Annotated in this window: 19 protein-coding genes; 12 read left to right on the top strand and 7 right to left on the bottom strand. The window is 72.9% G+C overall.

Annotation, left to right across the window (positions count from 1 at the left end; all coding sequences use genetic code 11):
• Positions 1-12 precede the first annotated feature (12 nt).
• The 9 genes from ABZ154_RS06620 to lgt all read left to right on the top strand — a co-directional run bounded on the left by ABZ154_RS06620 (position 13) and on the right by lgt (position 7,265).
• Entirely contained in the window at positions 13-687 is a 675-nt protein-coding gene (locus ABZ154_RS06620; protein WP_356829688.1) for a TIGR02234 family membrane protein, read from the top strand.
• Positions 688-809: 122 nt separating this feature from the next.
• Positions 810-1,061, top strand: coding sequence for an HGxxPAAW family protein (locus tag ABZ154_RS06615; protein ID WP_356829686.1), 252 nt, complete (start codon positions 810-812; stop codon positions 1,059-1,061).
• A gap of 91 nt (positions 1,062-1,152) precedes the next feature.
• On the top strand, positions 1,153-1,737 hold the full coding sequence (locus tag ABZ154_RS06610) for a DUF2752 domain-containing protein (protein ID WP_356829684.1): 585 nt from the start codon (positions 1,153-1,155) through the stop codon (positions 1,735-1,737).
• A gap of 115 nt (positions 1,738-1,852) precedes the next feature.
• Positions 1,853-2,662 carry an indole-3-glycerol phosphate synthase TrpC gene (gene trpC, locus ABZ154_RS06605; protein WP_356829682.1) on the top strand — a complete coding sequence of 270 codons (810 nt, stop codon included), beginning with the start codon at positions 1,853-1,855 and terminating at the stop codon, positions 2,660-2,662.
• A gap of 17 nt (positions 2,663-2,679) precedes the next feature.
• Positions 2,680-2,868, top strand: coding sequence for a tryptophan synthase subunit(beta) (locus ABZ154_RS06600; RefSeq protein ID WP_356829680.1), 189 nt, complete (start codon positions 2,680-2,682; stop codon positions 2,866-2,868).
• Positions 2,869-3,177: 309 nt separating this feature from the next.
• The gene (gene trpB / locus ABZ154_RS06595) at positions 3,178-4,464 is read left to right on the top strand and encodes a tryptophan synthase subunit beta (protein WP_356829678.1); all 1,287 of its coding nucleotides are present in this window, start codon (positions 3,178-3,180) and stop codon (positions 4,462-4,464) included.
• Complete coding sequence (trpA, locus tag ABZ154_RS06590; protein WP_356829676.1) at positions 4,461-5,273, top strand: tryptophan synthase subunit alpha; 813 nt, start codon at positions 4,461-4,463, stop codon at positions 5,271-5,273. The genes trpB and trpA overlap by 4 nt, the downstream gene beginning before the upstream one ends.
• A 76-nt stretch (positions 5,274-5,349) precedes the next feature.
• Positions 5,350-6,177 carry a thioredoxin domain-containing protein gene (locus tag ABZ154_RS06585; protein WP_356829674.1) on the top strand — a complete coding sequence of 276 codons (828 nt, stop codon included), beginning with the start codon at positions 5,350-5,352 and terminating at the stop codon, positions 6,175-6,177.
• 119 nt (positions 6,178-6,296) lie between these two features.
• The gene (lgt, locus tag ABZ154_RS06580) at positions 6,297-7,265 is read left to right on the top strand and encodes a prolipoprotein diacylglyceryl transferase (protein ID WP_356829672.1); all 969 of its coding nucleotides are present in this window, start codon (positions 6,297-6,299) and stop codon (positions 7,263-7,265) included.
• Positions 7,266-7,311: 46 nt separating this feature from the next.
• Here lgt and ABZ154_RS06575 read toward each other — a convergent pair whose 3' ends face one another.
• The 7 genes from ABZ154_RS06575 to ABZ154_RS06545 are packed head-to-tail and all read right to left on the bottom strand — an operon-like array spanning position 7,312 to position 15,116.
• The gene (locus ABZ154_RS06575; RefSeq protein WP_356829670.1) at positions 7,312-8,178 is read right to left on the bottom strand and encodes an aldolase/citrate lyase family protein; all 867 of its coding nucleotides are present in this window, start codon (positions 8,176-8,178) and stop codon (positions 7,312-7,314) included.
• The gene (locus ABZ154_RS06570) at positions 8,175-9,380 is read right to left on the bottom strand and encodes a CoA transferase (protein ID WP_356829668.1); all 1,206 of its coding nucleotides are present in this window, start codon (positions 9,378-9,380) and stop codon (positions 8,175-8,177) included. Before ABZ154_RS06570 ends, ABZ154_RS06575 begins: the two co-directional genes overlap by 4 nt.
• Complete coding sequence (gene rbsK, locus ABZ154_RS06565; RefSeq protein WP_356829666.1) at positions 9,377-10,267, bottom strand: ribokinase; 891 nt, start codon at positions 10,265-10,267, stop codon at positions 9,377-9,379. The genes ABZ154_RS06570 and rbsK overlap by 4 nt, the downstream gene beginning before the upstream one ends.
• Positions 10,264-11,631: an ADP-ribosylglycohydrolase family protein gene (locus ABZ154_RS06560; RefSeq protein WP_356829664.1), complete on the bottom strand. Its 1,368-nt coding sequence runs from the start codon at positions 11,629-11,631 to the stop codon at positions 10,264-10,266. The genes rbsK and ABZ154_RS06560 overlap by 4 nt, the downstream gene beginning before the upstream one ends.
• Complete coding sequence (locus ABZ154_RS06555) at positions 11,628-12,824, bottom strand: ADP-ribosylglycohydrolase family protein (RefSeq protein WP_356829662.1); 1,197 nt, start codon at positions 12,822-12,824, stop codon at positions 11,628-11,630. Before ABZ154_RS06555 ends, ABZ154_RS06560 begins: the two co-directional genes overlap by 4 nt.
• Positions 12,748-14,010, bottom strand: a complete 1,263-nt coding sequence (locus tag ABZ154_RS06550) for an ADP-ribosylglycohydrolase family protein (RefSeq protein WP_356829660.1) — start codon at positions 14,008-14,010, stop codon at positions 12,748-12,750. The genes ABZ154_RS06555 and ABZ154_RS06550 overlap by 77 nt, the downstream gene beginning before the upstream one ends.
• Positions 14,007-15,116 (bottom strand): ADP-ribosylglycohydrolase family protein, encoded by a 1,110-nt coding sequence (locus ABZ154_RS06545; protein ID WP_356829658.1) that lies wholly within the window; start codon positions 15,114-15,116, stop codon positions 14,007-14,009. Before ABZ154_RS06545 ends, ABZ154_RS06550 begins: the two co-directional genes overlap by 4 nt.
• Before the next feature lie 286 nt (positions 15,117-15,402).
• Here ABZ154_RS06545 and ABZ154_RS06540 point away from each other — a divergent pair, with 286 nt between their 5' ends.
• From ABZ154_RS06540 to ABZ154_RS06530, 3 genes are all read left to right on the top strand, one after another.
• On the top strand, positions 15,403-16,134 hold the full coding sequence (locus tag ABZ154_RS06540; RefSeq protein WP_356829656.1) for a VIT1/CCC1 transporter family protein: 732 nt from the start codon (positions 15,403-15,405) through the stop codon (positions 16,132-16,134).
• Positions 16,135-16,586: 452 nt separating this feature from the next.
• A complete protein-coding gene (gene gltB / locus ABZ154_RS06535) occupies positions 16,587-21,155 on the top strand; it encodes a glutamate synthase large subunit (RefSeq protein WP_356829655.1) in 4,569 nt (1,522 codons plus the stop codon).
• A complete protein-coding gene (locus ABZ154_RS06530) occupies positions 21,148-22,608 on the top strand; it encodes a glutamate synthase subunit beta (protein WP_356829653.1) in 1,461 nt (486 codons plus the stop codon). Before gltB ends, ABZ154_RS06530 begins: the two co-directional genes overlap by 8 nt.
• The last annotated feature ends 63 nt before the right edge of the window (positions 22,609-22,671 follow it).

Genomic DNA, 22,671 nt, shown 5'->3' with positions numbered 1-22,671 from the left:
CGGTAGGGGATAGTGGAACACGTGAGTGCTGTCCCCGTACCCCAGCCCCGTGCCCGAACCGCCGGCTCAGCCGCTGACTCCGCCCCGGCGCCCGACTCCGCAGGCAGCCGCCGGTCGCTCGCGGCCGGGCTGCTCCTGGGCGCGGCCGGTGCGACCGTCGTCCTCCTGGCCTCCGGCCAGGTCTGGGCCGAGGGGCGGGCGGCCACCGGCGGCGGCGCCCTGCCGCTGACCGCCGAGGGCCAGGACGTCACCGGCGCCCCGGCCGCCCTGGCGATCGTCGGCCTGGCCGCCCTCGTCGCCGTCTTCGCCGTCCGCGGCGCGGGCCGCCGCCTCGTCGCCGTCCTGCTCGCCCTCAGCGGCCTCGGGGCCGCGCTCAGCGCGTGGGCGGGTGCGACCGACAGCACGGCCCTCGACGAGGAGGCCGCCCGCACCACCGGTGACGCGGCGGCCACCATCGAAGCCCTCACCCACACCGCCTGGCCGTACGTCACCGCCGCCGGGGGCCTGCTGATCCTGGTCGCCGGGCTGCTCGCCCTGCGCTTCGGCAGCCGCTGGCCCACGATGTCGGGCCGCTACGAACGCGACGGCACTCCGCGCCCCCGCAAGGCGCCCCGCACCGCCCCGGACCCGGACCGGCCCGAGGAGCTGTGGAAGGCCCTGGACCGGGGCGAGGACCCGACGGGCTAGACACCCCCGAGGGGTGACCCCGCGCTCGCCTCCGGCGGCCCGTACGGGACAATGGAGGCGAGCCGTCCCCCGAGCGACAGCTGCAGCGATACCCACAGCGCAACATCAACAAGGAGCAACTCATGGCGGGCACGAGCCACGGACACACCCCGGCCGCCTGGACCGGTGTCATCATCTCCTTCATCGGCTTCTGCGTCGCAGGCGTCTTCATGGTCGCGGCCAACCCGCTCGGCTTCTGGGCCGGTATCGCCGTCATCTTCGCCGGTGGCATCGTCGGTTACGCGATGAAGCTGGCCGGTCTCGGCATGCCGAAGGAGTCCGCCGAGCTGGTGGAGGCCCGGACACGCGCCGGAGAGGCCCAGGCCTCCCACTGACACCCCGTCGGCCCTCTCACGCGGCCGACACGCAGCAAGGCGCAGCCCTCAGCGGGCTGCGCCTTTCCGTATGAGCGGGGACAATCACCGGGTGGACACCACCCCGACCCCCGCCACCGAGCCCCCGGACCCGGAAGCCGAGCCGCAGGGCGCCGGCCCCTGGAGCATGCCGCTGACCGTCTGCCCGACCCCGGACGTGGCCCGGCCCACTCCGCCCCCTCCGGCGCCTGAAGGCGCGCCCGGGGCAGTGGGGCCCCACCAGGCCCGGACGGGCTGGGCGGGGGCCACCCGCCGCCTCGCCACCCCGCTCGGCATCCTCGCCGCCGTCGCCGGCGCCTTCGCCTACGTCGGCACCGTCGATCCCAACGAGCCCGGCCACTACCCCGTCTGCCCGCTGCTCAAGCTGACCGGCGCGTTCTGCCCCGGCTGCGGCGGCCTGCGCAGCGCCCACGCCTTCGTCCACGGCGACCTCGGCGCCGCGTTCTCCGCCAACGCGGTCGCCACCACCGGTTACTTCCTCTTCGCCGTGGTCTGGGTCCTGTGGCTGGTCCGGGCCTGGCGCGGGCAGCCGCTGCGGATCGTCCTCGCCCCCGTCTGGTGGTGGGGCATCGGCGCCCTGCTCCTGATCTTCACCATCGTCCGGAATCTGCCGTTCGGCTCGGCCCTGGCGCCCTGAATGCCCAGGTAGTGGGACGCGGCGCGGCCTGATGCGGGCCCCGGGGCCTCCTGCGGATACCATCGGTGTGGCTGATCCTGTTCACCGTCAACCGTTCCGGAAGGGGGCCGCTCGCGTGAGTGTGCTCGACGAGATCATCGACGGCGTTCGCGCCGACCTCGCGGAGCGGCAGGTGCGCGTCAGCCTCGACGAGCTGAAGGAGCGCGCGGCCCGCGCTCCCCAGGCCAAGGACGGAGTCGCCGCCCTGCGCGGCGAGGGCGTCACCGTCATCTGCGAGGTCAAGCGCTCATCCCCGTCCAAGGGGGCCCTTGCCGCCATCGCGGACCCCGCCGCGCTCGCCGCGGACTACGAGGCGGGCGGCGCGTCCGTCATCTCGGTCCTCACCGAGCAGCGCCGCTTCGGCGGCTCGCTCGCCGACCTGGAGGCCGTCCGCGCCAAGGTCGACACCCCGATCCTGCGCAAGGACTTCATCGTCACCTCGTACCAGCTGTGGGAGGCCCGGGCCTACGGAGCCGACCTCGCCCTGCTGATCGTCGCCGCCCTCGACCAGGAGGCCCTGGTCTCCCTGATCGAGCGCGCCGAGTCGATCGGGCTCACCCCGATCGTCGAGGTGCACGACGAGGACGAGGCGGAGCGCGCCGTGGACGCCGGAGCGAAGATCATCGGCGTCAACGCGCGCAACCTCAAGGACCTCAAGGTCGACCGCTCCACCTTCGAGCGTGTCGCCCCCGAGATCCCCGACCACATCGTCAAGGTCGCCGAGTCCGGCGTCCGGGGCCCGCACGACCTGATCGCGTACGCCAACGCCGGCGCCGACGCCGTCCTGGTCGGCGAGTCCCTCGTCACCGGCCGCGACCCGCGCGCCGCCGTCGCCGATCTGGTCGCCGCGGGCGCCCACCCGGCGCTGCGCCACGGCCGCGGCTGACCGGGGACGACGAGACCATGACCGACCGTCCAGGCCCTGGCCCCGTCGGGGGCCGGGATCCGCACGCCCCGCTGGCGCGCGGGTGCAGGCCGCGAGGCTGCCGCGCCCCCGCCCGGCGCGTGCACGGACGGCGTGTGCGGTACGTGATCGGTGACGAGCCCGGCCAGGTGAACGGGATGCGATGGCGCCCGGGGTCCGCGCTGTAGCGAGCCCCGGCCGACGTACCGCGGTACCTCCACCCCCGTACGTACGACCGCACCACCCCGACCGCAGGCCGGTCCCGGTGGCGGCTCGCTCCTGAGGGGCACCCCGCGGATCATGACCGGGGTCACGACGCCTGGCACGGCACCTCGCGGCGTTGCCGAAACGTCCGAATCGCTCCGCGATGACGACGCTCCGGCGCCTGCGAGGCACCGCACCGGACGCCGCGCCCTTTCCGGCCCTGATCCGCCGGGCACCCCCTCCGCGCATACGGTGAACCCACCCGTTGCCATGCATGCCAAGGAGCACGTCGCATGACGTCCGAATTCTTCATTCCGGACCCCGAGGGTCTGATCCCCAGCGCCGAGGGTTACTTCGGCGCGTACGGCGGCAAGTTCATCCCTGAGGCGCTCGTCGCCGCCGTGGACGAGGTCGCCGTCGAGTACGACAAGGCCAAGTCCGACCCGGCCTTCGCCGCCGAGCTCAACGAGCTGATGGTCAACTACACCGGCCGGCCCAGCGCGCTGACCGAGGTCCCGCGCTTCGCCGAGCACGCGGGCGGCGCCCGGATCTTCCTCAAGCGCGAGGACCTGAACCACACTGGCTCGCACAAGATCAACAATGTGCTGGGCCAGGCGCTCCTCACCAAGCGCATGGGCAAGACCCGGGTCATCGCCGAGACCGGAGCGGGTCAGCACGGCGTCGCCACGGCGACCGCCTGCGCGCTCTTCGGCCTCGACTGCACCGTCTACATGGGCGAGATCGACACCGAGCGCCAGGCGCTCAACGTGGCCCGGATGCGGATGCTCGGCGCCGAGGTCGTCGCCGTGAAGTCCGGCTCGCGGACCCTGAAGGACGCCATCAACGAGGCGTTCCGTGACTGGGTCGCCAACGTGGACCGTACGCACTACCTCTTCGGTACGGTCGCGGGTCCGCACCCCTTCCCGGCGATGGTCCGCGACTTCCACCGGGTCATCGGTGTCGAGGCCCGCCGCCAGCTCCTGGAGCGGACCCACCGCCTCCCCGACGCGGCGGTCGCCTGCGTCGGCGGCGGCTCCAACGCCATCGGCCTCTTCCACGCCTTCATCCCGGACGACGGGGTCCGCCTGGTGGGCTGCGAGCCCGCCGGACGCGGCGTGGAGACCGGCGAGCACGCGGCGACCCTGACCGCGGGGGAGCCGGGCATCCTGCACGGTTCGCGCTCCTACGTCCTCCAGGACGACGAGGGCCAGATCACCGAGCCTTACTCCATCTCCGCCGGTCTGGACTACCCGGGCATCGGTCCGGAGCACTCCTACCTCAAGGACATCGGGCGCGGCGAGTACCGGGCGATCACCGACGACGCGGCCATGCAGGCCCTGCGTCTCCTCTCCCGCACCGAGGGCATCATCCCGGCCATCGAGAGCGCCCACGCGCTCGCCGGTGCGCTGGACCTCGGCAAGGAGCTCGGCAAGGACGGGCTCATCCTCATCAACCTGTCCGGCCGCGGCGACAAGGACATGGACACCGCCGCCCGCTACTTCGGGCTGTACGACACCGACGCAGCCGTCGAGGCGGACGCCGACAGCGACCGCGCCGAGATCGAGGGGGACGCCAAGTGAGCGGCAACATCGAGCTGTTGAGCACCACTCTCGCCGCCACCAAGGCGGAGGGCCGGGCGGCGCTCATCGCCTACCTCCCGGCCGGCTTCCCGACCGTCGACGGCGGCATCGAGGCGGTCAAGGCGGTCATCGCGGGCGGCGCCGACGTCGTGGAGATCGGACTTCCGCACAGCGACCCGGTCCTCGACGGACCGGTCATCCAGACCGCCGACGACATCGCCCTGCGCGGCGGGGTCAAGATCGCCGACGTGATGCGTACGGTCCGCGAGGCGTACGCGGCCACCGGGGTGCCGATCCTGGTCATGACGTACTGGAACCCCATCGACCGGTACGGCGTGGAGCGCTTCACCGCCGAGCTGGCCGAGGCGGGCGGAGCCGGGTGCATCCTGCCCGACCTGCCCGTCCAGGAGTCCGCGCTGTGGCGCGAGCACGCCGACAAGCACGGCCTCGCCACCGTGTTCGTCGTCGCCCCCAGCAGCCAGGACGCCCGCCTCGCCACCATCACGGCAGCGGGCAGCGGCTTCGTCTACGCCGCGTCCCTGATGGGCGTCACCGGCACCCGCGCCTCGGTCGGCGCCCAGGCCCGGGAGCTGGTGGGCCGCACCCGCGCCACCACCGATCTGCCGGTCTGTGTCGGCCTCGGCGTCTCCAACGCCGAGCAGGCCGCCGAGGTCGCCGGCTTCGCCGACGGCGTGATCGTCGGCTCGGCCTTCGTGAAGGCGATCCTGGACGCCCCCGACGAGGCCGCCGGTCTCGACGCCGTCCGCTCGCTGGCCGGGGAGCTGGCCCAGGGCGTTCGAAAGCGCTGACCCTCGAAGTCACCTGAACGGGTGGAATATGGACCGGGGAGGCGCGTACGTGCCTCCCCGGTTCGTTGCTGCGGGTGTGAGCGACAAGATTCCTGAGGGAAACCGAAGTGCGCGTGAGCGCCTGGCCCAGCAGCGCGAGCGGGACAAGGGCCGCGAGAAGCGCCGCCGTACGCTGATCGTCTCCTCCGCCGTGGTCGGCGTCCTGGCGCTGGCCGCCGTGGTCGGCCTGATCGCGGCCAACGTGGGCAAGGACGGCGGCGGCGACAGCGCCTCCGGCCCCGCCATCACCCCGTCCGGAGCGACCGGCGAGGACTCCCTGACCCTGCCGGTCGGCGCCTCCGACGCCCCGTCCACGCTCACGATCTGGGAGGACTTCCGCTGCCCGGTCTGCGCCCAGTTCGAGAACGCCTTCCGGGACACCATCACGGAGCTGGTGGAGGCGGGGCAGCTCAAGGTGGACTACCACCTGGCCACGATCATCGACGGGAACCTCGGCGGTAAGGGCTCGCTGCGCGCCGCCAACGCCGCCGCCTGCGCCCAGGACGTCGGCAAGTTCGCCCCTTACCACGACGTGCTCTTCCGCAACCAGCCCCCCGAGCCGGACGACGCCTTCGCCAAGAACAGCCGGCTGATCGAGCTGGCCGGCGAGGTCGAAGGGCTCGACACGCCGGGGTTCCGCACCTGTGTGGAGAGCGGCGAGCACGACAGCTGGGTCCAGAAGTCGGACACGGCGTTCCGCGAGGGCGGTTTCCAGGGCACCCCGACCGCGCTCCTCAACGGTGAGTCGATCTTCCCGAAGAAGGGCGACGAGCAGATCTCCGTGGAGAACCTGAAGAAGTGGGTCGCCGAGGCCAACAAGGGAAAGAAGCCCGGCACCGCCACCCCGTCCGCGCCCGCTTCCTGACGGGCGGGGGAGCACGCGGAGGGGCGGGCGGGACGGGCCCGTGACAGGGCCCTCGTTACGCAGACGTTGCCGGGTGGCTTGCCGTACCCACCGCCCGGCAAGGTAGCGTCGACCCCGTCATGAACCTTGCCTCCATTCCCAGCCCGTCGACCGGCGTGATCGAGCTCGGCCCGATCCCGCTCCGCGGCTACGCGTTCTGCATCATCATCGGTGTCTTCGTCGCCGTCTGGATCGGCAACAGGCGCTGGGTCGCCCGCGGCGGCAAAGCCGGCACCGTCGCCGACATCGCCGTCTGGGCCGTGCCCTTCGGCCTCGTCGGCGGCCGGCTCTACCACGTGATCACCGACTACCAGCTCTACTTCAGCGACGGCCAGAACTGGGTCGACGCCTTCAAGATCTGGGAGGGCGGCCTCGGCATCTGGGGAGCGGTCGCCCTCGGCGCGGTCGGTGCCTGGATCGCCTGCCGCCGGCGAGGCATCCCCCTGCCGGCCTGGGCGGATGCGCTGGCACCCGCCCTCGCCATCGCCCAGGCCATCGGCCGCTGGGGCAACTGGTTCAACCAGGAGCTGTACGGCAAGCCGACCGACCTCCCCTGGGCGCTGGAGATCAGCGAGGGCCCGAACCGGGTCGCCGGGACGTACCACCCGACCTTCCTCTACGAGTCGCTGTGGTGCATCGGCGTGGCGCTGCTGGTCATCTGGGCCGACCGCCGCTTCAAGCTCGGCCACGGACGGGCGTTCGCGCTGTACGTCGCGGCCTACTGTGCGGGGCGCGGCTGGATCGAGTACATGCGGGTCGACGAGGCCCACCACGTCCTCGGCCTGCGCCTGAACGTGTGGACCGCGATCGTGGTCTTCGTCCTCGCCGTCGCCTACATCGTGATCTCCGCGAAGCTCCGCCCGGGCCGCGAGGAGATCGTGGAGCCGGACAGGGACGCCGAGGCCGCCGCGAAGAAGGACGGCGCGGACGGCACCGACGCCCCCGAGGCCGACAGCGATCCGCTGGAAAAGGACGCGACGGCCAAGCAGGCGGCGGACACCGACGCCCCGTCCGAGGGCGCCGCCCCCGAGGCAGCCGACAAGAGCTGATCTCCCGCGTTCACCGCCTCCGATCGCCGGGCGGACCTGAGAAACCTCAGGACCGCCCGGCGATCGCCAGTGTGCGGCGCGCCGACGCCACCACGGCCGCGTCCACGAACCGCCCGTCCGGGAGCGCCAGCGCCCCGGCCTCCGCCGCCGACGCCGCGACGATCTCCTCCGCCTCCTCGATCTCCCCGGCCGTCGGCCGGAACGCCCGCTCGATCACCTCCAGCTGACGCGGATGGATCGCCGCCCGGCCCAGCAGTCCGAGCCCCCGCCCCCGTACGCACGAGTCCCGCAGCCCGTCCAGGTCCCGCACGTCCGGGAAGACCGACTGCGCGGGCGGCGGCAGCGCGGCCGCCCGGGCCGCCACCACGAGCCGGCTGCGCGACCAGTCCAGCCCGCAGTCCTTCCGTACGCCGAGATCGGCGCGGAGGTCCGCCTCGCCCAGCGCGACGCCCCGGACGGCGGGGTCGGCCGAGGCGATGGAGTACGCGTGCTCCAGGGCGAGCGCCGACTCCAGCAGCGGATAGAGCGGTACGCCGGGGGCCACCGCCGCCACATGGTGCACGGAGACCGCGTGGGTGATCTTGGGCAGCCGGAATCCGGAGAGCCCCGGCAGTCCCGTCAGCGCCCGGATGTCGTCCTCGCCGTGCACCCGGACATGGACCGGTACGGCGTCGGGGGAGACGGTCACCGGGTCGGCGAGGAGCTCGGCGGTGGCGGCGCGCGCGTACTCCTTGCGGTCGGGGGCGACCGCGTCCTCCAGGTCGACGATGACCACGTCCGCCCCGCAGCCGAGCGCCTTGGCCACCACCTCCTGCCGGTCTCCGGGGACGTACAGCCAGGTCAGCGGGGGCCGGCCGAGGGGTGGGGGCGGGCCCTCCGGCGCCGGCGGGCCCGGGATCGGCCGGCCGGTCACAGCGCCCCCTGGTCCCGCAGCGCCGCGATCCGGGTCTCCGAGAGGCCGAGCCCGGCCAGGATCTCCTCGGTGTCCGAGCCGTGCGGGCGGCCCGCCCAGCGGATGGCGCCCGGGGTCTCCGAGAGCCGGAAGAGGACGTTCTGCATCCGCAGCGGCCCCAGCTCCGGGTCGTCCACCTCGGTGAGGGTGCCCAGCGCCCGGTACTGCGGGTCCTCCATCACTTCCCGTACGTCATGGATCGGCGCCACGGCCGCCTCCGCCTTCTCGAAGCCGTTGAGCACCTCTTCGCGGCTGTGGCGGGAGATCCAGTGGCCGACGGCCTCGTCCAGTTCCTCGGTGTGGTCGGCCCGGGTGGTGCCCGCGCCGAACCACGGCTCCTCGATCAGCTCCGGGCGGCCGACCAGCCGCATCACCCGCTCGGCGACGGACTGGGCGGAGGTGGAGACCGCGACCCAGTGGCCGTCGGCGGTGCGGTAGGTGTTGCGCGGGGCGTTGTTGCGGGAGCGGTTGCCGGTGCGCGGCTGGACGTAACCGAGCTGGTCGTACCAGAGCGGCTGCGGACCCAGCACGGTCAGGATCGGCTCGATGATCGCCAGGTCCACCACCTGCCCCTCGCCCGTCTTCTCCCGCCCCGCGAGTGCGGCCATCACCGCGTAAGCCGTGGCCAGCGCCGCGATGGAGTCCGCCAGCCCGAACGGCGGCAGCGTCGGCGGCCCGTCCGGCTCCCCGGTGATCGCCGCGAACCCGCTCATCGCCTCGGCCAGCGTGCCGAACCCGGGCCGGTGCGCGTACGGGCCGAACTGGCCGAAGCCGGTGACCCGGGCCAGCACCAGGCGCGGGTTGACGGCGTGCAGCTCCTCGGGACCCAGCCCCCAGCGCTCCAGGGTCCCCGGCCGGAAGTTCTCGACGATCACGTCGGTCCCGGCGGCCAGTTGGAGGAAAACGTCCCGGCCACCCGGAGCGGACAGATCCAGCGTCAGGGTGCGCTTGTTGCGGCCGAGCAGCTTCCACCACAGGCCGATTCCGTCCTTGGCGGGCCCGTGCCCGCGCGAGGGATCCGGTTTACGGGGGTGCTCGACCTTGATCACATCGGCGCCGAAGTCCCCGAGCATGGTGGCGGCGAGCGGCCCGGCGAAGAGGGTGGCGAGGTCGATGACCTTCAGCCCGGTCAGGGGGCCTGCGTCGGTGGCGGTCGTACTCATACGGCATCGGCCTCGATCTCGCTCCGGTACGGCATGGACGTGGACGCGCCAGGCTTCTGGACGCAGAGCGCGGCGGCCGAGGAGGCGAAGGCCAGCGCCTTGGCGACCGGCCGCCCCTCCCCGAGCGCCACGGCCAGCGCTCCGACGAAGGTGTCCCCGGCCCCGGTCGTGTCGACGGCGGTCACCTCGGGCGCCGCGAAGAGCACGGGCTCGCCGGCTCGCGCCGCGTACAGCGCCCCCTTCGCGCCGAGCGTGATGATCACCTCGGGCACCTGCCGCAGCAGGATCTGCGCCGCCGCGTGCGGCTCGGTCTGCCCGGAGAGCTCGGCCGCCTCGTGCTCGTTGGGGATCAACAGGTCGATGTGGTCCCAGAGCTCATCGGGCAGCGGCTGTACGGGGGAGGGGGTGAGGATGGTCCGTACGCCCTGGGACCTGGCCGCGCGGGCGCCCTCCACGACGGCGGAGAGCGGGAGTTCGAGCTGCATCAGCAGCAGGTCGGCGGCGGCGATGGCCGCGATCTCGCCGGGGCCGAGCGCGGTGATGACGCCGTTCGCGCCGGGGATCACCACGATGGCGTTGGAGCCGGAGTCGTCCACCACGATGTGCGCGGTGCCGCTCGGGCCCTCGGCGGTGTGCAGGAGGTCGGTGTCGACCCCGGCGTGTTCGAGGCCGTCGCGCAACCGTGTGCCGTACACGTCGTCGCCGACCGCGCCGATCATCGTCACCTCCCCGCCCGCGCGGGCGGCGGCGACGGCCTGGTTGGCGCCCTTGCCGCCGGGGACCGTCCGGAACTCCCGGCCGGTGACGGTCTCCCCGCGTTCCGGCGCGCGGGCGGTGTAGGCGACGAGGTCCATGTTGGTGCTGCCGAGCACCGCGATACGGGTCATGGGCGCAGAGCCTCCTGGTGGGTCAGTGCGGCGAGGGTGTCGAAGCCGGTCCGGTCCAAGCCGGGTACGGAGGTGGCCAGGCGGTTCTTCAGGGGGGCCGTCCAGTGGCCGGGCAGGGCGGCCGGGGTGCCCGCGAGGAGTCCGGCGAGAGATCCTGCGGTGGCCCCGTTGGAGTCGGTGTCCCAGCCGCCGGAGACCGCGCAGCCGATCGACCGGGTGAAGTCGCCGTCGGCGTGGGTGAGGGCGGCAGCGAGCAGCGCGGCGTTCGGCAGCACGTGTACCCAGTGGTGGGTATCGGCGTACGCGGCGTGCAGCCGGTCCACCACCAGGTCGAACTCCCCTTCCGTACGCGCGGTTTCGATGCCGAGCCGGACCGCTTGGGCGTACCGCGAGTGCGGCGGCACGACCCGCAGCCCGGCGGCCAGGCAGCCGTGCACATCGCTCTCCCCGCCCGCCGCCACAGCGAGCGCGGCAGCTGTGAACATGGCGCCGTAGACCCCGTTGGCGGTGTGGGTGAGGACCGCGTCTCGGTGGGCCTGGGCGGCGGCTCCGGCCGGGTCGCCGGGGTGGATCCAGCCGTGCACGTCGGCCCGGATCAGGGCGCCGATCCACTCGCGGAACGGGTTGCGGAGGCGGGCCGTCTCCGGGGGTTCGACGCCCGCGAGGAGGTTGCCGTACGCGATGCGCTCGGCGGTGAAGGTGCGCCCGGCGGGCAGCGCGTCCAGCCAGAGCCGGGCCAGGTCGGCCGTGGTGAAGGAGCGCCCGTGCCGCTGGAGCAGCAGCAGGGTGAGCAGGGGGTGGTTCAGGTCGTCGTCCTCGGGCATGCCGTCGATGTTCTCGGCCAGCGAGGTGGGGGCCGAGCGGCGGTTCCAGGGGTGGGCGGCCAGCAGTTCGTCGGGCACGCCGCGCGCGGTGAACCAGGTGGCCAGGGGCCAGTTGCCGGTGGCGCGGGCGAGCGCGCGGATGCCGTCGAGGGGCAGCTTCTCGACCGGTTTCCCGAGCAGACAGCCCGCCGCCCGGCCGAGCCAGGCCGCGTGCAGCCGGTCCCGGCCGACGACGGGAGCGGGCCCGGGCGGTCCTGGCCAGTGCGGACAGGCGGCGATGATCGCGTCCAGGTCGGTGGGCTCGTCGGCGGCCAACGGTGAGTCCATCAGGGCGAGTTCGTCGAGGAGCTGTCCGGCCAGTTCACGCAGGCGCGGGGGTGCGGGCGGCTCGGAGGCGCCCGCGCGCTCCGGGGCGGGCGAGCCCCCGGCCGCGTACCACCGCTCCTCGAACTCCCGGGCGTCGCGGCCGTCCTGCGCGGCCTGCCGCAGCTCGTGCCCGATCAGGTCCTCGGGCTGCACCCAGGTGAGCCGGACGTTCACCGCGTACCGGCCAGCGCGGCGAACGCCTCTTCGTGGGACCGGCGGCGCTCCACGTCCCGGGCGAAGACCTCGCGGGCCACCTGCGCTAGGGTCCGGGCCGGGGCGCGCAGATCCAGCCGGCTCGCCTGCGCCACCGTCTTTGCCCAGTCGGCCGGGACCTCGCCGCCCAGTGCGCCCGCGATCGCGCCGCTCATCGTGGCGATGGAGTCGCAGTCCCGCCCGTAGTTGACCGAACCGAGCACCGTACGCCGGTAGTCACCGCCTCCGACCAGCAGCATGCCCAAGGCGATGGGCAGTTCCTCGATGGCGTGCAGCCGGGAGGGCCGACGGGCGCCGAGCGAGGGGGAGCGGTAGTCGGGTCCGACGGTGTCGAACGGCTCGACCGCCGCCCGCAGCGGGGCGAGCGCGGCCTCGAAGTCGTCGTGCTGCGCGGCCACTTCACCAACCGCCTCGATCGCTGACCGGGTGCCGTCCTTCGCCACGGCGAGTGCGGCGTCGACCACCGAGCCGGGCGTGGCGTCCGGGCGGCACGCGGCGGCGACGGCGGCGGCGAAGACCCCCGCGGCCTCCCGCCCGTAGGAGGACTGGTGGGGCGCGGCGACCTCCAGGGCCTCGGCGTACGCGGCCTGAGGGTGGCCGGCGTTGACCAGGCCGACCGGGGCCATGTACATCGCGGCCCCGCAGTTGACGATGTTGCCCGCACCGGCCTCGCGCGGGTCGACGTGCCCGTAGTGCAGCCGGGCCACGATCCACTTCTCCGCCAGGAAGATCCGCTGGAGCGGCAGCGCCTCGGCCTCCAGCTCCGGGATCCAGCGGGGTGACAGGAGGTCCGGCACGAGGTGGTCGGCGACGGCGTACGCGTCGAGGTGGTCGCGGACGCGGTCGTAGACCCGGATCAGGGCGTGGGTCATCAGGGTGTCGTCGGTGACGTGCCCGTCGCCCTTGTGGTACGGGGCGACGGGGCGTGCGGTGCGCCAGTTCTCGCCGTGCCAGGGGCCGACGATCCCGGTCACCCGGCCGCCGTGGCGCTCGGCGATCTGCTCGGGGGTCCAGCCCTCGACCGGGCCGCCCAGGGCGTCACCGACGGCGGCGCCGACGAGGGCCCGGGCGATGCGGTCATCGAGGCCGGGAGGGGACTGAGGTGTCGAGGGGGCGGGGGCGGGCTCGGCTGCCGTGGCCGTTGTGGGCGTCATGCCGGAATTGTCCACCCGGGGTGGCCGGTTCCGTGGCTGCCAGCCGCCCGGCGAGTTCGACCAGATCCGTGCCCGCGAGCCGGGGCAGCGCACACCCCGCGAGGGTCCGGCACGCCTCGCGCCAGCCCGCCGGTACGGCGCTGACCGAGCCGATCGCCCCGGTCAGCGCCCCGGCCAGGGCCGGCGCGGAGTCCGCGACCCGGGAGAGGCAGGCGGCGGCCGGGATCGCCTGCGCGATCTCGCCCCGCGCGGCGGTGGTGAGCGCCAGGGCGACGGGCACGGTCTCGGCGGCCGCGATCCCGTAGCTGTAGACGTGGTCCACGATCTGGTGCTCGAGGACCGGGACCAGGGCGAACGCCCCGGCGGGCTCGTCCGCGAACTCCCGGGCGAGGCGGACCGCGTGCGCGGCGTTGCGGGCGATCTCCGTGCCGTCGGGGAGCTGGGCGAGGGCGGCGTCCACCACCGCGTCGACGTCCGCCCCGGCCAGCGCCATGGCGATCGCGGCGGCCATGGCCCGCGCGCCGTGCACCCCGTCGCCGTCCTGGGTGTAGCGGGCGTCGAACTCCGCGAGCGCCGCGGCCTCCTCCGGGTCACCCGGGTGGACGACGGCGAGCACGGCCGCCCGTACGCAGGCGGCGTCGTCGAAGTAGTGCGGGTTGTCGTGCCCGGTGGCGGGCGGCCGCAGCCCGGCGGCCAGGTTGCCGAGGCCGGCCCGTACCGAGATCCGGGCGCGCAGCGGGAGCACGGCCGCCTCCACCTCGGGGGCCCGGGCGCTCGCGGCGGCGACGGTCGCGGCCAGCGCGTTCCAGGCCCGGTCCACCGCGTCCCGCATCCGGCGGCCCGGGGAGAGCCCGTCCGCGTCGTCGGCCGCCGCCAGCACCGTGCGGGCGGCGAACGCGGCCCACTCGGCGTCGTCGGACGGCCCGAGCCGCAGCGGTTCGGGCGGCTGGTTGAGGGCGATGGGTACGGGGAGCGTGGTCGTGGCGTTCTGTTCGGCGAAGGTGTCCAGCTCGCGGGTGAGCCGCCGGGTCCATTCGGGCATCCGTGCCGCCCGGTGCCGCGCGGCGGGCCACCCGGCGGCGTCCCCGGCGGCGAGGCCGAGGAGCAGGCCTTCGATCCGGGCGCGGCGGGAGGCGGCGGTCCCCGTGGTGGCGGGCGGTTGCGCCGCCGTCTCTGTCGTCGTCATCGCCGGTCCTGCCGTACGGGCTCGAAGGATGCGGCCACGGACGCCATGTCCCGCACGCCGGAGGGTTCACGCCCGCCACCATGCCCCCGCACGGCCCCGGAATCCTCCAAGCCCTCCGCCTTCTCCGAGCCCTCCGGGGTCAGCAGGTCCGCGATGTCCAGCACGTGGTACCCCCGCATCAAGGGCAGGCAACTGCCCCGCACCGGCCCGATCGCCGCCGCCCACTCCGACGGGATCGCGCCCACCCCGTGCAGCGCCCCGGCCAGCGCCCCCGCGACCGCCGCCGTCGTATCCGCGTCGCGGCCCATGTTCACGGCCGTCAGCACTGCCGTCCGAAAGTCGCCGCGCGCCGCCGTGAACGCCCCGAACGCCAGGCCCACCGCCTCCGGCGCGAGGTCCGTCCACGGGTAGCCGCCGATCACCACCGCCGACCGCACCGCCCGCTCCATCGTGAGCCGGTCCGGGTACGGGCGCTGGGCCGCCGCCACCGCGCGGCGCAGCGAGCGGGCCGTCCAGGAGTCCATCGGGACCACCGACAGCGCGGCCGCGATCACCGAGGCGAGGCCCGCGCCGACCATGGCCGCCGCCACCCCGGCCGCCACCGCCTGGCCCCCGTAGATCCCCTCGCCCTCGTGGCTCACCCGGCCGTCGACCGCCACCAGCCGGGCCGCCTCGGCGGGGTGCCCGGCCGCGAACACCCCGAAGGGGGCCGCCCGCATCGCGAGGCCGTCGCTCCAGGCGTGCCGGTGCTGGGCGGAGATCGGTGCCGCGAGGCCCCGGCGCAGGTTCTCCAGGGTGCCGCGCTCGCTGAACCCGGCGCCCCGGAACGGCCCCTCGTCCAGATCGGCGATCCAGTGGTGCCAGGCCCGCTCCACGTGGGAGACGGTGAGCGCGGAGCCGTGCCGGGCCAGCAGCAGCCCGGAGAAGATCGCGTACTCGGTGTCGTCGGTGCCCGCCGGGTCATCGCTCACGAACCCCTCGATCCGCCCCCAGCGGCGGCGGATCTCCGAGGGCCGCAGATTCTCCGCCGGCGCGCCGAGCGCGTCCCCGACCGCCAGACCCAGCAGCGCACCCCTGGCCCGTTCCTTGCCGACGGCCGTGTCCATGGCGTCACCTTTCGCTCGTCGGGCGAGTCCGAGTCCGGGCCCTGTCCGCATCTGTGCCACGCGGAGCACGTCCGGAGGCCGGACGGCGGCAGAAAGGGGCCACTCGGATGACACCCCGGAACAGCTGAGGCTGACCTTCCTTCGCAGGTCAGAGGGGTGGTAAGCCAGGCCTGCCTTGCTGGCGGAGGTCGCCCGTCCGGCGTACCTTGGACTTTGTCGAAAGTTATACGGATACCGCCTGGTGGGGCTCACGCGGCCCGCCGGGGGAGCAGGGGAGACGCAGACCGTGGCCATCATCGAGACCGACGCCGTCCTGCACGAGGCGCACCGGGACAACCACACCCACCGGGATGTGAACGGCGGCTGGCTGCGCCCCGCCGTCTTCGGTGCCATGGACGGTCTGGTCTCCAATTTCGCCCTGATGGCCGGTGTCGCGGGCGGTGCGGTCTCCCAGCAGACCATCGTGATCACGGGGCTCGCGGGACTGGCCGCCGGTGCGTTCTCCATGGCGGCCGGTGAGTACACCTCCGTCGCCTCCCAGCGCGACCTGGTCGAGGCCGAGCTGGCCGTCGAGCGCCGGGAGCTGCGTAAACACCCCGAGGACGAGATGGCCGAGCTCGCCGCGCTCTACGAGGCCCGGGGGGTCGACGCCCCGCTGGCCGGCGAGGTGGCCCGGCAGCTCTCGCGCGACCCGGAGCAGGCGCTGGAGATCCACGCCCGCGAGGAGCTCGGTATCGACCCGAACGACCTGCCCTCTCCGCTCGTGGCCGCCGTCTCCTCCTTCGGCGCCTTCGCGCTCGGAGCCCTCCTGCCCGTCCTGCCCTACCTGCTCGGGGCGAGCGGCCTGTGGCCCTCGGTGATCCTCGCCCTGCTCGGCCTCTTCGGCTGCGGCGCGGTGGTGGCCCGGGTGACGGCCCGCAGCTGGTGGTTCAGCGGGCTGCGGCAGCTCTCCCTCGGTGGTGCGGCGGCGGCACTGACGTACGGACTCGGCACCCTGTTCGGTGTGGCCGTCGGCTGACGCGAGGCGAGGATCGGCCGACGGACGGCGTGACGGGAGCGCCCGAACGGCGCAACCGTGCGGCAACCCGTGTGACGTACGTCTTGGCACCGCCCCCTGGGCGGAACGGGCCTGGCGGCCGTAAAATGAGACTCTATGCAGGGCTACACATAAGTAGCCGTTACTCGGTGGTTTCGATTCCTTTGCCACCGGGCATGAGCCGTAGGCACCGCAGGCAACGACGCCTGCTCTCTGCGGGTCCCCGGGCGCCGATCGTTCCGACTGCGACCCACCCCCTGGTCAGCCGGTCACCTCTGGTCACCCAGTCACTTCCGGTCACCACGGTGTCCGCATGTTGGAACAAGCCTTCCGCTTCTTGAGAAGCGCCCCATCATGTAACCTGCACGAAATTTCGCAGAGGGCCAACGTCGTCCCTCGGCACCGCAAATGCCACGACGACGACGGGAGAGCCGATGCGTATCGACGCCTGGTCGCCCATGGACGGTCGCCCCGCCCAGCAGGGGATGTACGACCCCCGTAACGAGCACGACGCCTGTGGCGTCGGGTTCGTGGCCACTCTGACCGGTGTGGCCAGCCATGAGCTGGTCGAGCAGGCGCTGACCGTACTGCGCAACCTCGAGCACCGCGGCGCCACCGGCTCCGAGCCCGACTCCGGCGACGGTGCCGGCATCCTGTGCCAGGTCCCCGACGCGTTCCTCCGCGCCGAGACCCCTTTCGAGCTCCCCGAGGCCGGCGCCTACGCCGTGGGCATCGCCTTCCTCCCCGCCGACGGCTCCACCGAGGCCGTCCGCACCATCGAGGAGATCGCCACGCAGGAGGGCCTGACGGTCCTCGGCTGGCGCGACGTCCCGGTCGCCCCCGCACTCCTCGGCAACGGCGCCCGCGCCACCATGCCCACGTTCCGCCAGGTCTTCGTGGCCGACGGCGAGTCCACCGGCATCGTCCTGGACCGCAAGGCGTTCGTCCTGCGCAAGCGTGCCGAGCGTGAGGCCGGGGTGTACTTCCCCTCGCTCTCCGCCCGCACCATCGTCTACAAGGGCATGCTCACCACCGGGCAGCTGGAGCCGTTCTTCCCGGACCTCTCCGACCGCCGCTTCGCCTCCACGGTCGCGCTGGTCCACTCCCGCTTCTCGACCAACACCTTCCCGAGCTGGCCGCTGGCCCACCCGTACCGCTTCGTCGCGCACAACGGCGAGATCAACACGGTCAAGGGCAACCGCAACTGGATGAAGGCCCGCGAGTCCCAGCTCGCCTCCAGCCTCTTCGGCTCCGAGCAGCTGGACCGGATCTTCCCCGTCTGCACCCCGGACGCCTCCGACTCCGCCTCCTTCGACGAGGTCCTGGAGCTGCTCCACCTCGGCGGGCGCTCGCTGCCGCACTCGGTGCTGATGATGGTCCCCGAGGCGTGGGAGAACCACGACTCCATGGACCCGGCCCGGCGCGCGTTCTACCAGTACCACGCCACGATGATGGAGCCCTGGGACGGGCCGGCCTGCGTCACCTTCACCGACGGCGTCCAGGTCGGCGCGGTCCTCGACCGCAACGGTCTGCGCCCCGGCCGATACTGGGTCACCGACGACGGCCTCGTCGTGCTCTCCTCCGAGGTCGGCGTCCTGGACATCGACCCGGCGAAGGTCGTCCGCAAGGGCCGCCTCCAGCCCGGCAAGATGTTCCTCGTCGACACCGCCGAGCACCGCATCATCGAGGACGACGAGATCAAGGCGTCCCTCGCCGCCGAGCAGCCGTACCAGGAGTGGCTGCGGACCGGCGAGATCGAGCTGAGCGACCTGCCCGAGCGCGAGCACATCGTGCACACCCACGCCTCGGTCACCCGTCGCCAGCAGACCTTCGGCTACACCGAGGAAGAGCTCCGCGTCATCCTCGCCCCGATGGCCCGCACCGCCGGTGAGCCGCTCGGCTCCATGGGCACCGACTCGCCGATCGCCGCGCTCTCCGAGCGCCCCCGGCTGCTCTTCGACTACTTCACCCAGCTCTTCGCCCAGGTCACCAACCCGCCGCTGGACGCCATCCGCGAGGAGCTCGTCACCTCGCTGCGCTCCTCGCTCGGCCCCCAGGGCAACATCCTGGAGCCGACCGCCGCGGCCTGTCGCAGCGTCACGCTGCCCTTCCCGGTGATCGACAACGACGAGCTCGCCAAGCTGATACACATCAACGCCGACGGCGACATGCCGGGCATGAAGGCCGCCACCCTCGCCGGTCTCTACCGGGTCGGCGGCGGCGGCGACGCCCTGGCCGCCCGGATCGAGGAGATCTGCACCGAGGTCGACGCCGCCATAGAGGACGGTGCCCGCCTCATCGTCCTCTCCGACCGGCACTCCGACGCCGAGCACGCCCCGATCCCCTCGCTGCTGCTCACCTCCGCCGTCCACCACCACCTCATCCGCACCAAGCAGCGCACCCAGGTGGGCCTGCTGGTCGAGGCCGGGGACGTCCGCGAGGTCCACCACGTCGCCCTGCTCATCGGTTACGGCGCCGCCGCGGTCAACCCGTACCTCGCGATGGAGTCCGTCGAGGACCTGGTCCGCGCCGGCACGTTCATCGAGAACATCGAGGCCGAGCAGGCCATCCGGAACCTGATCTACGCGCTCGGCAAGGGCGTCCTCAAGGTCATGTCCAAGATGGGCATCTCCACCGTCGCCTCCTACCGCGGCGCCCAGGTCTTCGAGGCCGTCGGCCTGGACGAGGCCTTCGTCGCGACGTACTTCAACGGCACCGCCACCAAGATCGGCGGCGCCGGCCTGGACGTCGTCGCCAAGGAGGTCGCCGCCCGGCACACCAAGGCGTACCCCGCCTCCGGCATCGCGGCCTCGCACCGCGCGCTGGAGATCGGCGGCGAGTACCAGTGGCGTCGGGAGGGAGAGCCGCACCTGTTCGACCCGGAGACGGTCTTCCGCCTCCAGCACGCCACCCGCAACCGGCGCTACGACATCTTCAAGCAGTACACGGACCGGGTGAACGAGCAGTCCGAGCGCCTCATGACGCTCCGCGGCCTCTTCGGCTTCGACTCCGGCCGCGAGCCGATTCCCATCGACGAGGTCGAGCCCGCCTCCGAGATCGTCAAGCGGTTCTCCACCGGCGCCATGTCGTACGGCTCCATCTCCCGTGAGGCGCACGAGACGCTCGCCATCGCGATGAACCAGCTCGGCGGCAAGTCCAACACCGGCGAGGGCGGCGAGGACGCCGACCGCCTCTACGACCCGGCGCGCCGCTCGTCCATCAAGCAGGTCGCCTCCGGCCGCTTCGGTGTGACCAGCGAGTACCTGGTCAACGCGGACGACATCCAGATCAAGATGGCGCAGGGCGCCAAGCCCGGCGAGGGCGGCCAGCTGCCCGGCCACAAGGTCTACCCGTGGGTCGCCAAGACGCGTCACTCGACGCCCGGCGTCGGCCTCATCTCGCCGCCGCCGCATCACGACATCTACTCCATCGAAGACCTCGCCCAGCTGATCCACGACCTGAAGAACGCGAACCCGCAGGCGCGGATCCACGTGAAGCTGGTCTCCGAGGTCGGCGTCGGCACGGTCGCCGCCGGAGTCTCCAAGGCGCACGCGGACGTCGTCCTCATCTCCGGCCACGACGGCGGAACGGGCGCCTCCCCGCTCACCTCCCTCAAGCACGCGGGCGGCCCCTGGGAGCTCGGCCTCGCCGAGACCCAGCAGACCCTGCTGCTCAACGGCCTGCGCGACCGCATCGTCGTGCAGACCGACGGCCAGCTCAAGACCGGCCGCGACGTCGTCATCGCCGCACTGCTGGGCGCCGAGGAGTTCGGATTCGCGACCGCGCCGCTCGTCGTCTCCGGCTGCGTCATGATGCGCGTCTGCCACCTGGACACCTGCCCGGTCGGCATCGCCACCCAGAACCCGGTCCTCCGCGACCGGTTCTCCGGCAAGGCCGAGTACGTCGTCAACTTCTTCGAGTTCATCGCCGAAGAGGTCCGCGAGATCCTCGCCGAGCTGGGCTTCCGCACCATCGAGGAGGCCGTCGGCCACGCCGAGCTCCTCGACACGGACCGGGCCGTCACCCACTGGAAGGCGCAGGGTCTGGACCTGGCTCCGCTCTTCTACGTCCCCGAGCTGCCCGAGGGCGCGGTCCGCCACCGGATCGTCGAGCAGGACCACGGTCTGACGAAGGCGCTCGACAACCAGCTGATCAAGCTGGCGGCCGACGCGCTCGGCGCCGACAGCCCCGAGGCCGCCCAGCCGGTCCGGGCCCAGGTCGCGATCCGCAACATCAACCGGACCGTCGGCACCATGCTCGGCCACGAGGTGACCAAGAAGTTCGGCGGTGCGGGCCTGCCCGAGAACACCATCGACATCACCTTCACCGGCTCGGCCGGCCAGTCGTTCGGAGCCTTCCTCCCGCGTGGGGTCACCCTGCGCCTGGAGGGCGACGCCAACGACTACGTCGGCAAGGGCCTCTCCGGCGGCCGCGTCGTCGTCCGCCCGGACCGGGGCGCCGACCACCTCGCCGAGTACAGCACCATCGCCGGCAACACCATCGGCTACGGCGCCACCGGAGGTGAACTCTTCCTCCGCGGCCGCACCGGCGAACGCTTCTGCGTCCGCAACTCCGGCGCGACCGTCGTCTCCGAAGGCGTGGGCGACCACGGCTGCGAGTACATGACCGGCGGCCACGCCGTCGTCCTCGGCGAGACCGGACGCAACTTCGCCGCGGGTATGTCGGGCGGTGTCGCGTACGTCATCGACCTGAACCGCGACAACGTCAACGTGGGCAACCTCGGCGCGATCGAGGAGCTCACGGACACCGACCGGCAGTGGCTGCACGACGTCGTGCGCCGCCACCACGAGGAGACCGGCTCCACGGTCGCCGAGAAGCTCCTCGCCGAGTGGGACAGCGCCGTCGGCGGCGCGTCCCGCTTCAGCAAGATCATCCCGTCCACGTACAAGGCAGTGCTCGCCGCCAAGGACGCCGCTGAGCTCGCCGGTCTCTCCGAGCAGGAGACCACCGAGAAGATGATGGAGGCGGCGACCAATGGCTGACCCCAAGGGCTTCCTGACCACCGGACGCGAGGTCGCCCAGACCCGCCCCGTGGCCGAGCGCGTCAAGGACTGGAACGAGGTCTACGTCCAGGGCTCGCTGCTCCCGATCATCAGCAAGCAGGCCGGCCGCTGCATGGACTGCGGCATCCCGTTCTGCCACAACGGCTGTCCGCTCGGAAACCTCATCCCCGAGTGGAACGACTACGCCTACCGCGGGGACTGGACCGCCGCCTCCGAGCGGCTGCACGCCACGAACAACTTCCCGGAGTTCACCGGGCGGCTCTGCCCGGCCCCCTGCGAGTCGGCGTGCGTGCTCGGCATCAACCAGCCGGCCGTCACCATCAAGAACGTCGAGGTCTCCATCATCGACAAGGCGTGGGACAGCGGCGACGTCACCCCGCAGCCGCCCGAGCGCCTCTCCGGCAAGACCGTCGCGGTCATCGGCTCGGGTCCGGCGGGTCTCGCCGCCGCCCAGCAGCTGACCCGGGCCGGCCACACCGTCGCCGTCTACGAGCGCGCGGACCGCATCGGGGGCCTCCTCCGCTACGGCATCCCCGAGTTCAAGATGGAGAAGTCGCACATCAACCGCCGCATCGAGCAGATGCGCCTGGAGGGCACCAAGTTCCGTACGGAGGTGGAGATCGGCAAGGACATCGACGCCGCCAAGCTCCGCCGCCGCTACGACGCGGTCGTCATCGCGGCCGGTGCCACCGTCTCCCGCGACCTGCCGGTCCCCGGCCGTGAGCTGGGCGGCATCCACTTCGCGATGGAGTACCTCCCGCTCGCCAACAAGGTGCAGGAGGGCGACCTCACGGTCGCCCCGATCCACGCCGGCGGCAAGCACGTCGTCGTCATCGGCGGCGGCGACACCGGCGCCGACTGCGTGGGCACCGCCCACCGCCAGGGCGCGGCCTCCGTCACCCAGCTGGAGATCATGCCGAAGCCGGGCGAGGAGCGGAACCCGAACCAGCCGTGGCCGACCTTCCCGATGCTCTACAAGGTCACCTCCGCGCACGAGGAGGGCGGCGAGCGGGTCTACTCCGTCTCCACCACCCACTTCGAGGGCGACGAGGACGGGAACGTCGCGGCCCTCCACCTGGTCGAGGTCGAGTTCAAGGACGGTAAGCTGGAGCAGAAGCCCGGCACGGAGCGGCGCATCCCCGCGCAGCTCGTCACCCTCGCCATGGGCTTCACCGGAACCGACCAGTCCAACGGTCTGGTCCAGCAGTTCGGCCTGGAGCTCGACCAGCGGGGCAACATCGCCCGCGACGAGGACTACGCGACCAACGTCGACGGCGTCTACGTCGCCGGTGACGCGGGCCGCGGCCAGTCACTGATCGTCTGGGCGATCGCCGAGGGCCGCTCCGCCGCCCGCGGCGTGGACCGCTTCCTGACCGGGACCAGCGCCCTGCCGGCCCCGATCCGCCCGACGGACCGGTCCCTGCTGGTCTGAGCACGACCCGGGTTCCCCCTGGGCCACACGGCCCGGGGGTGAGCCCCCGGAAACGTCCCGTAC

It is taken from the genome of Streptomyces sp. NPDC006261 (assembly GCF_040613515.1).
Lineage (GTDB): Bacteria > Actinomycetota > Actinomycetes > Streptomycetales > Streptomycetaceae > Streptomyces.
The sequence above is the reverse complement of the archived record's forward strand: the minus strand, read 5'-3'. Positions and strand labels throughout refer to the sequence as shown.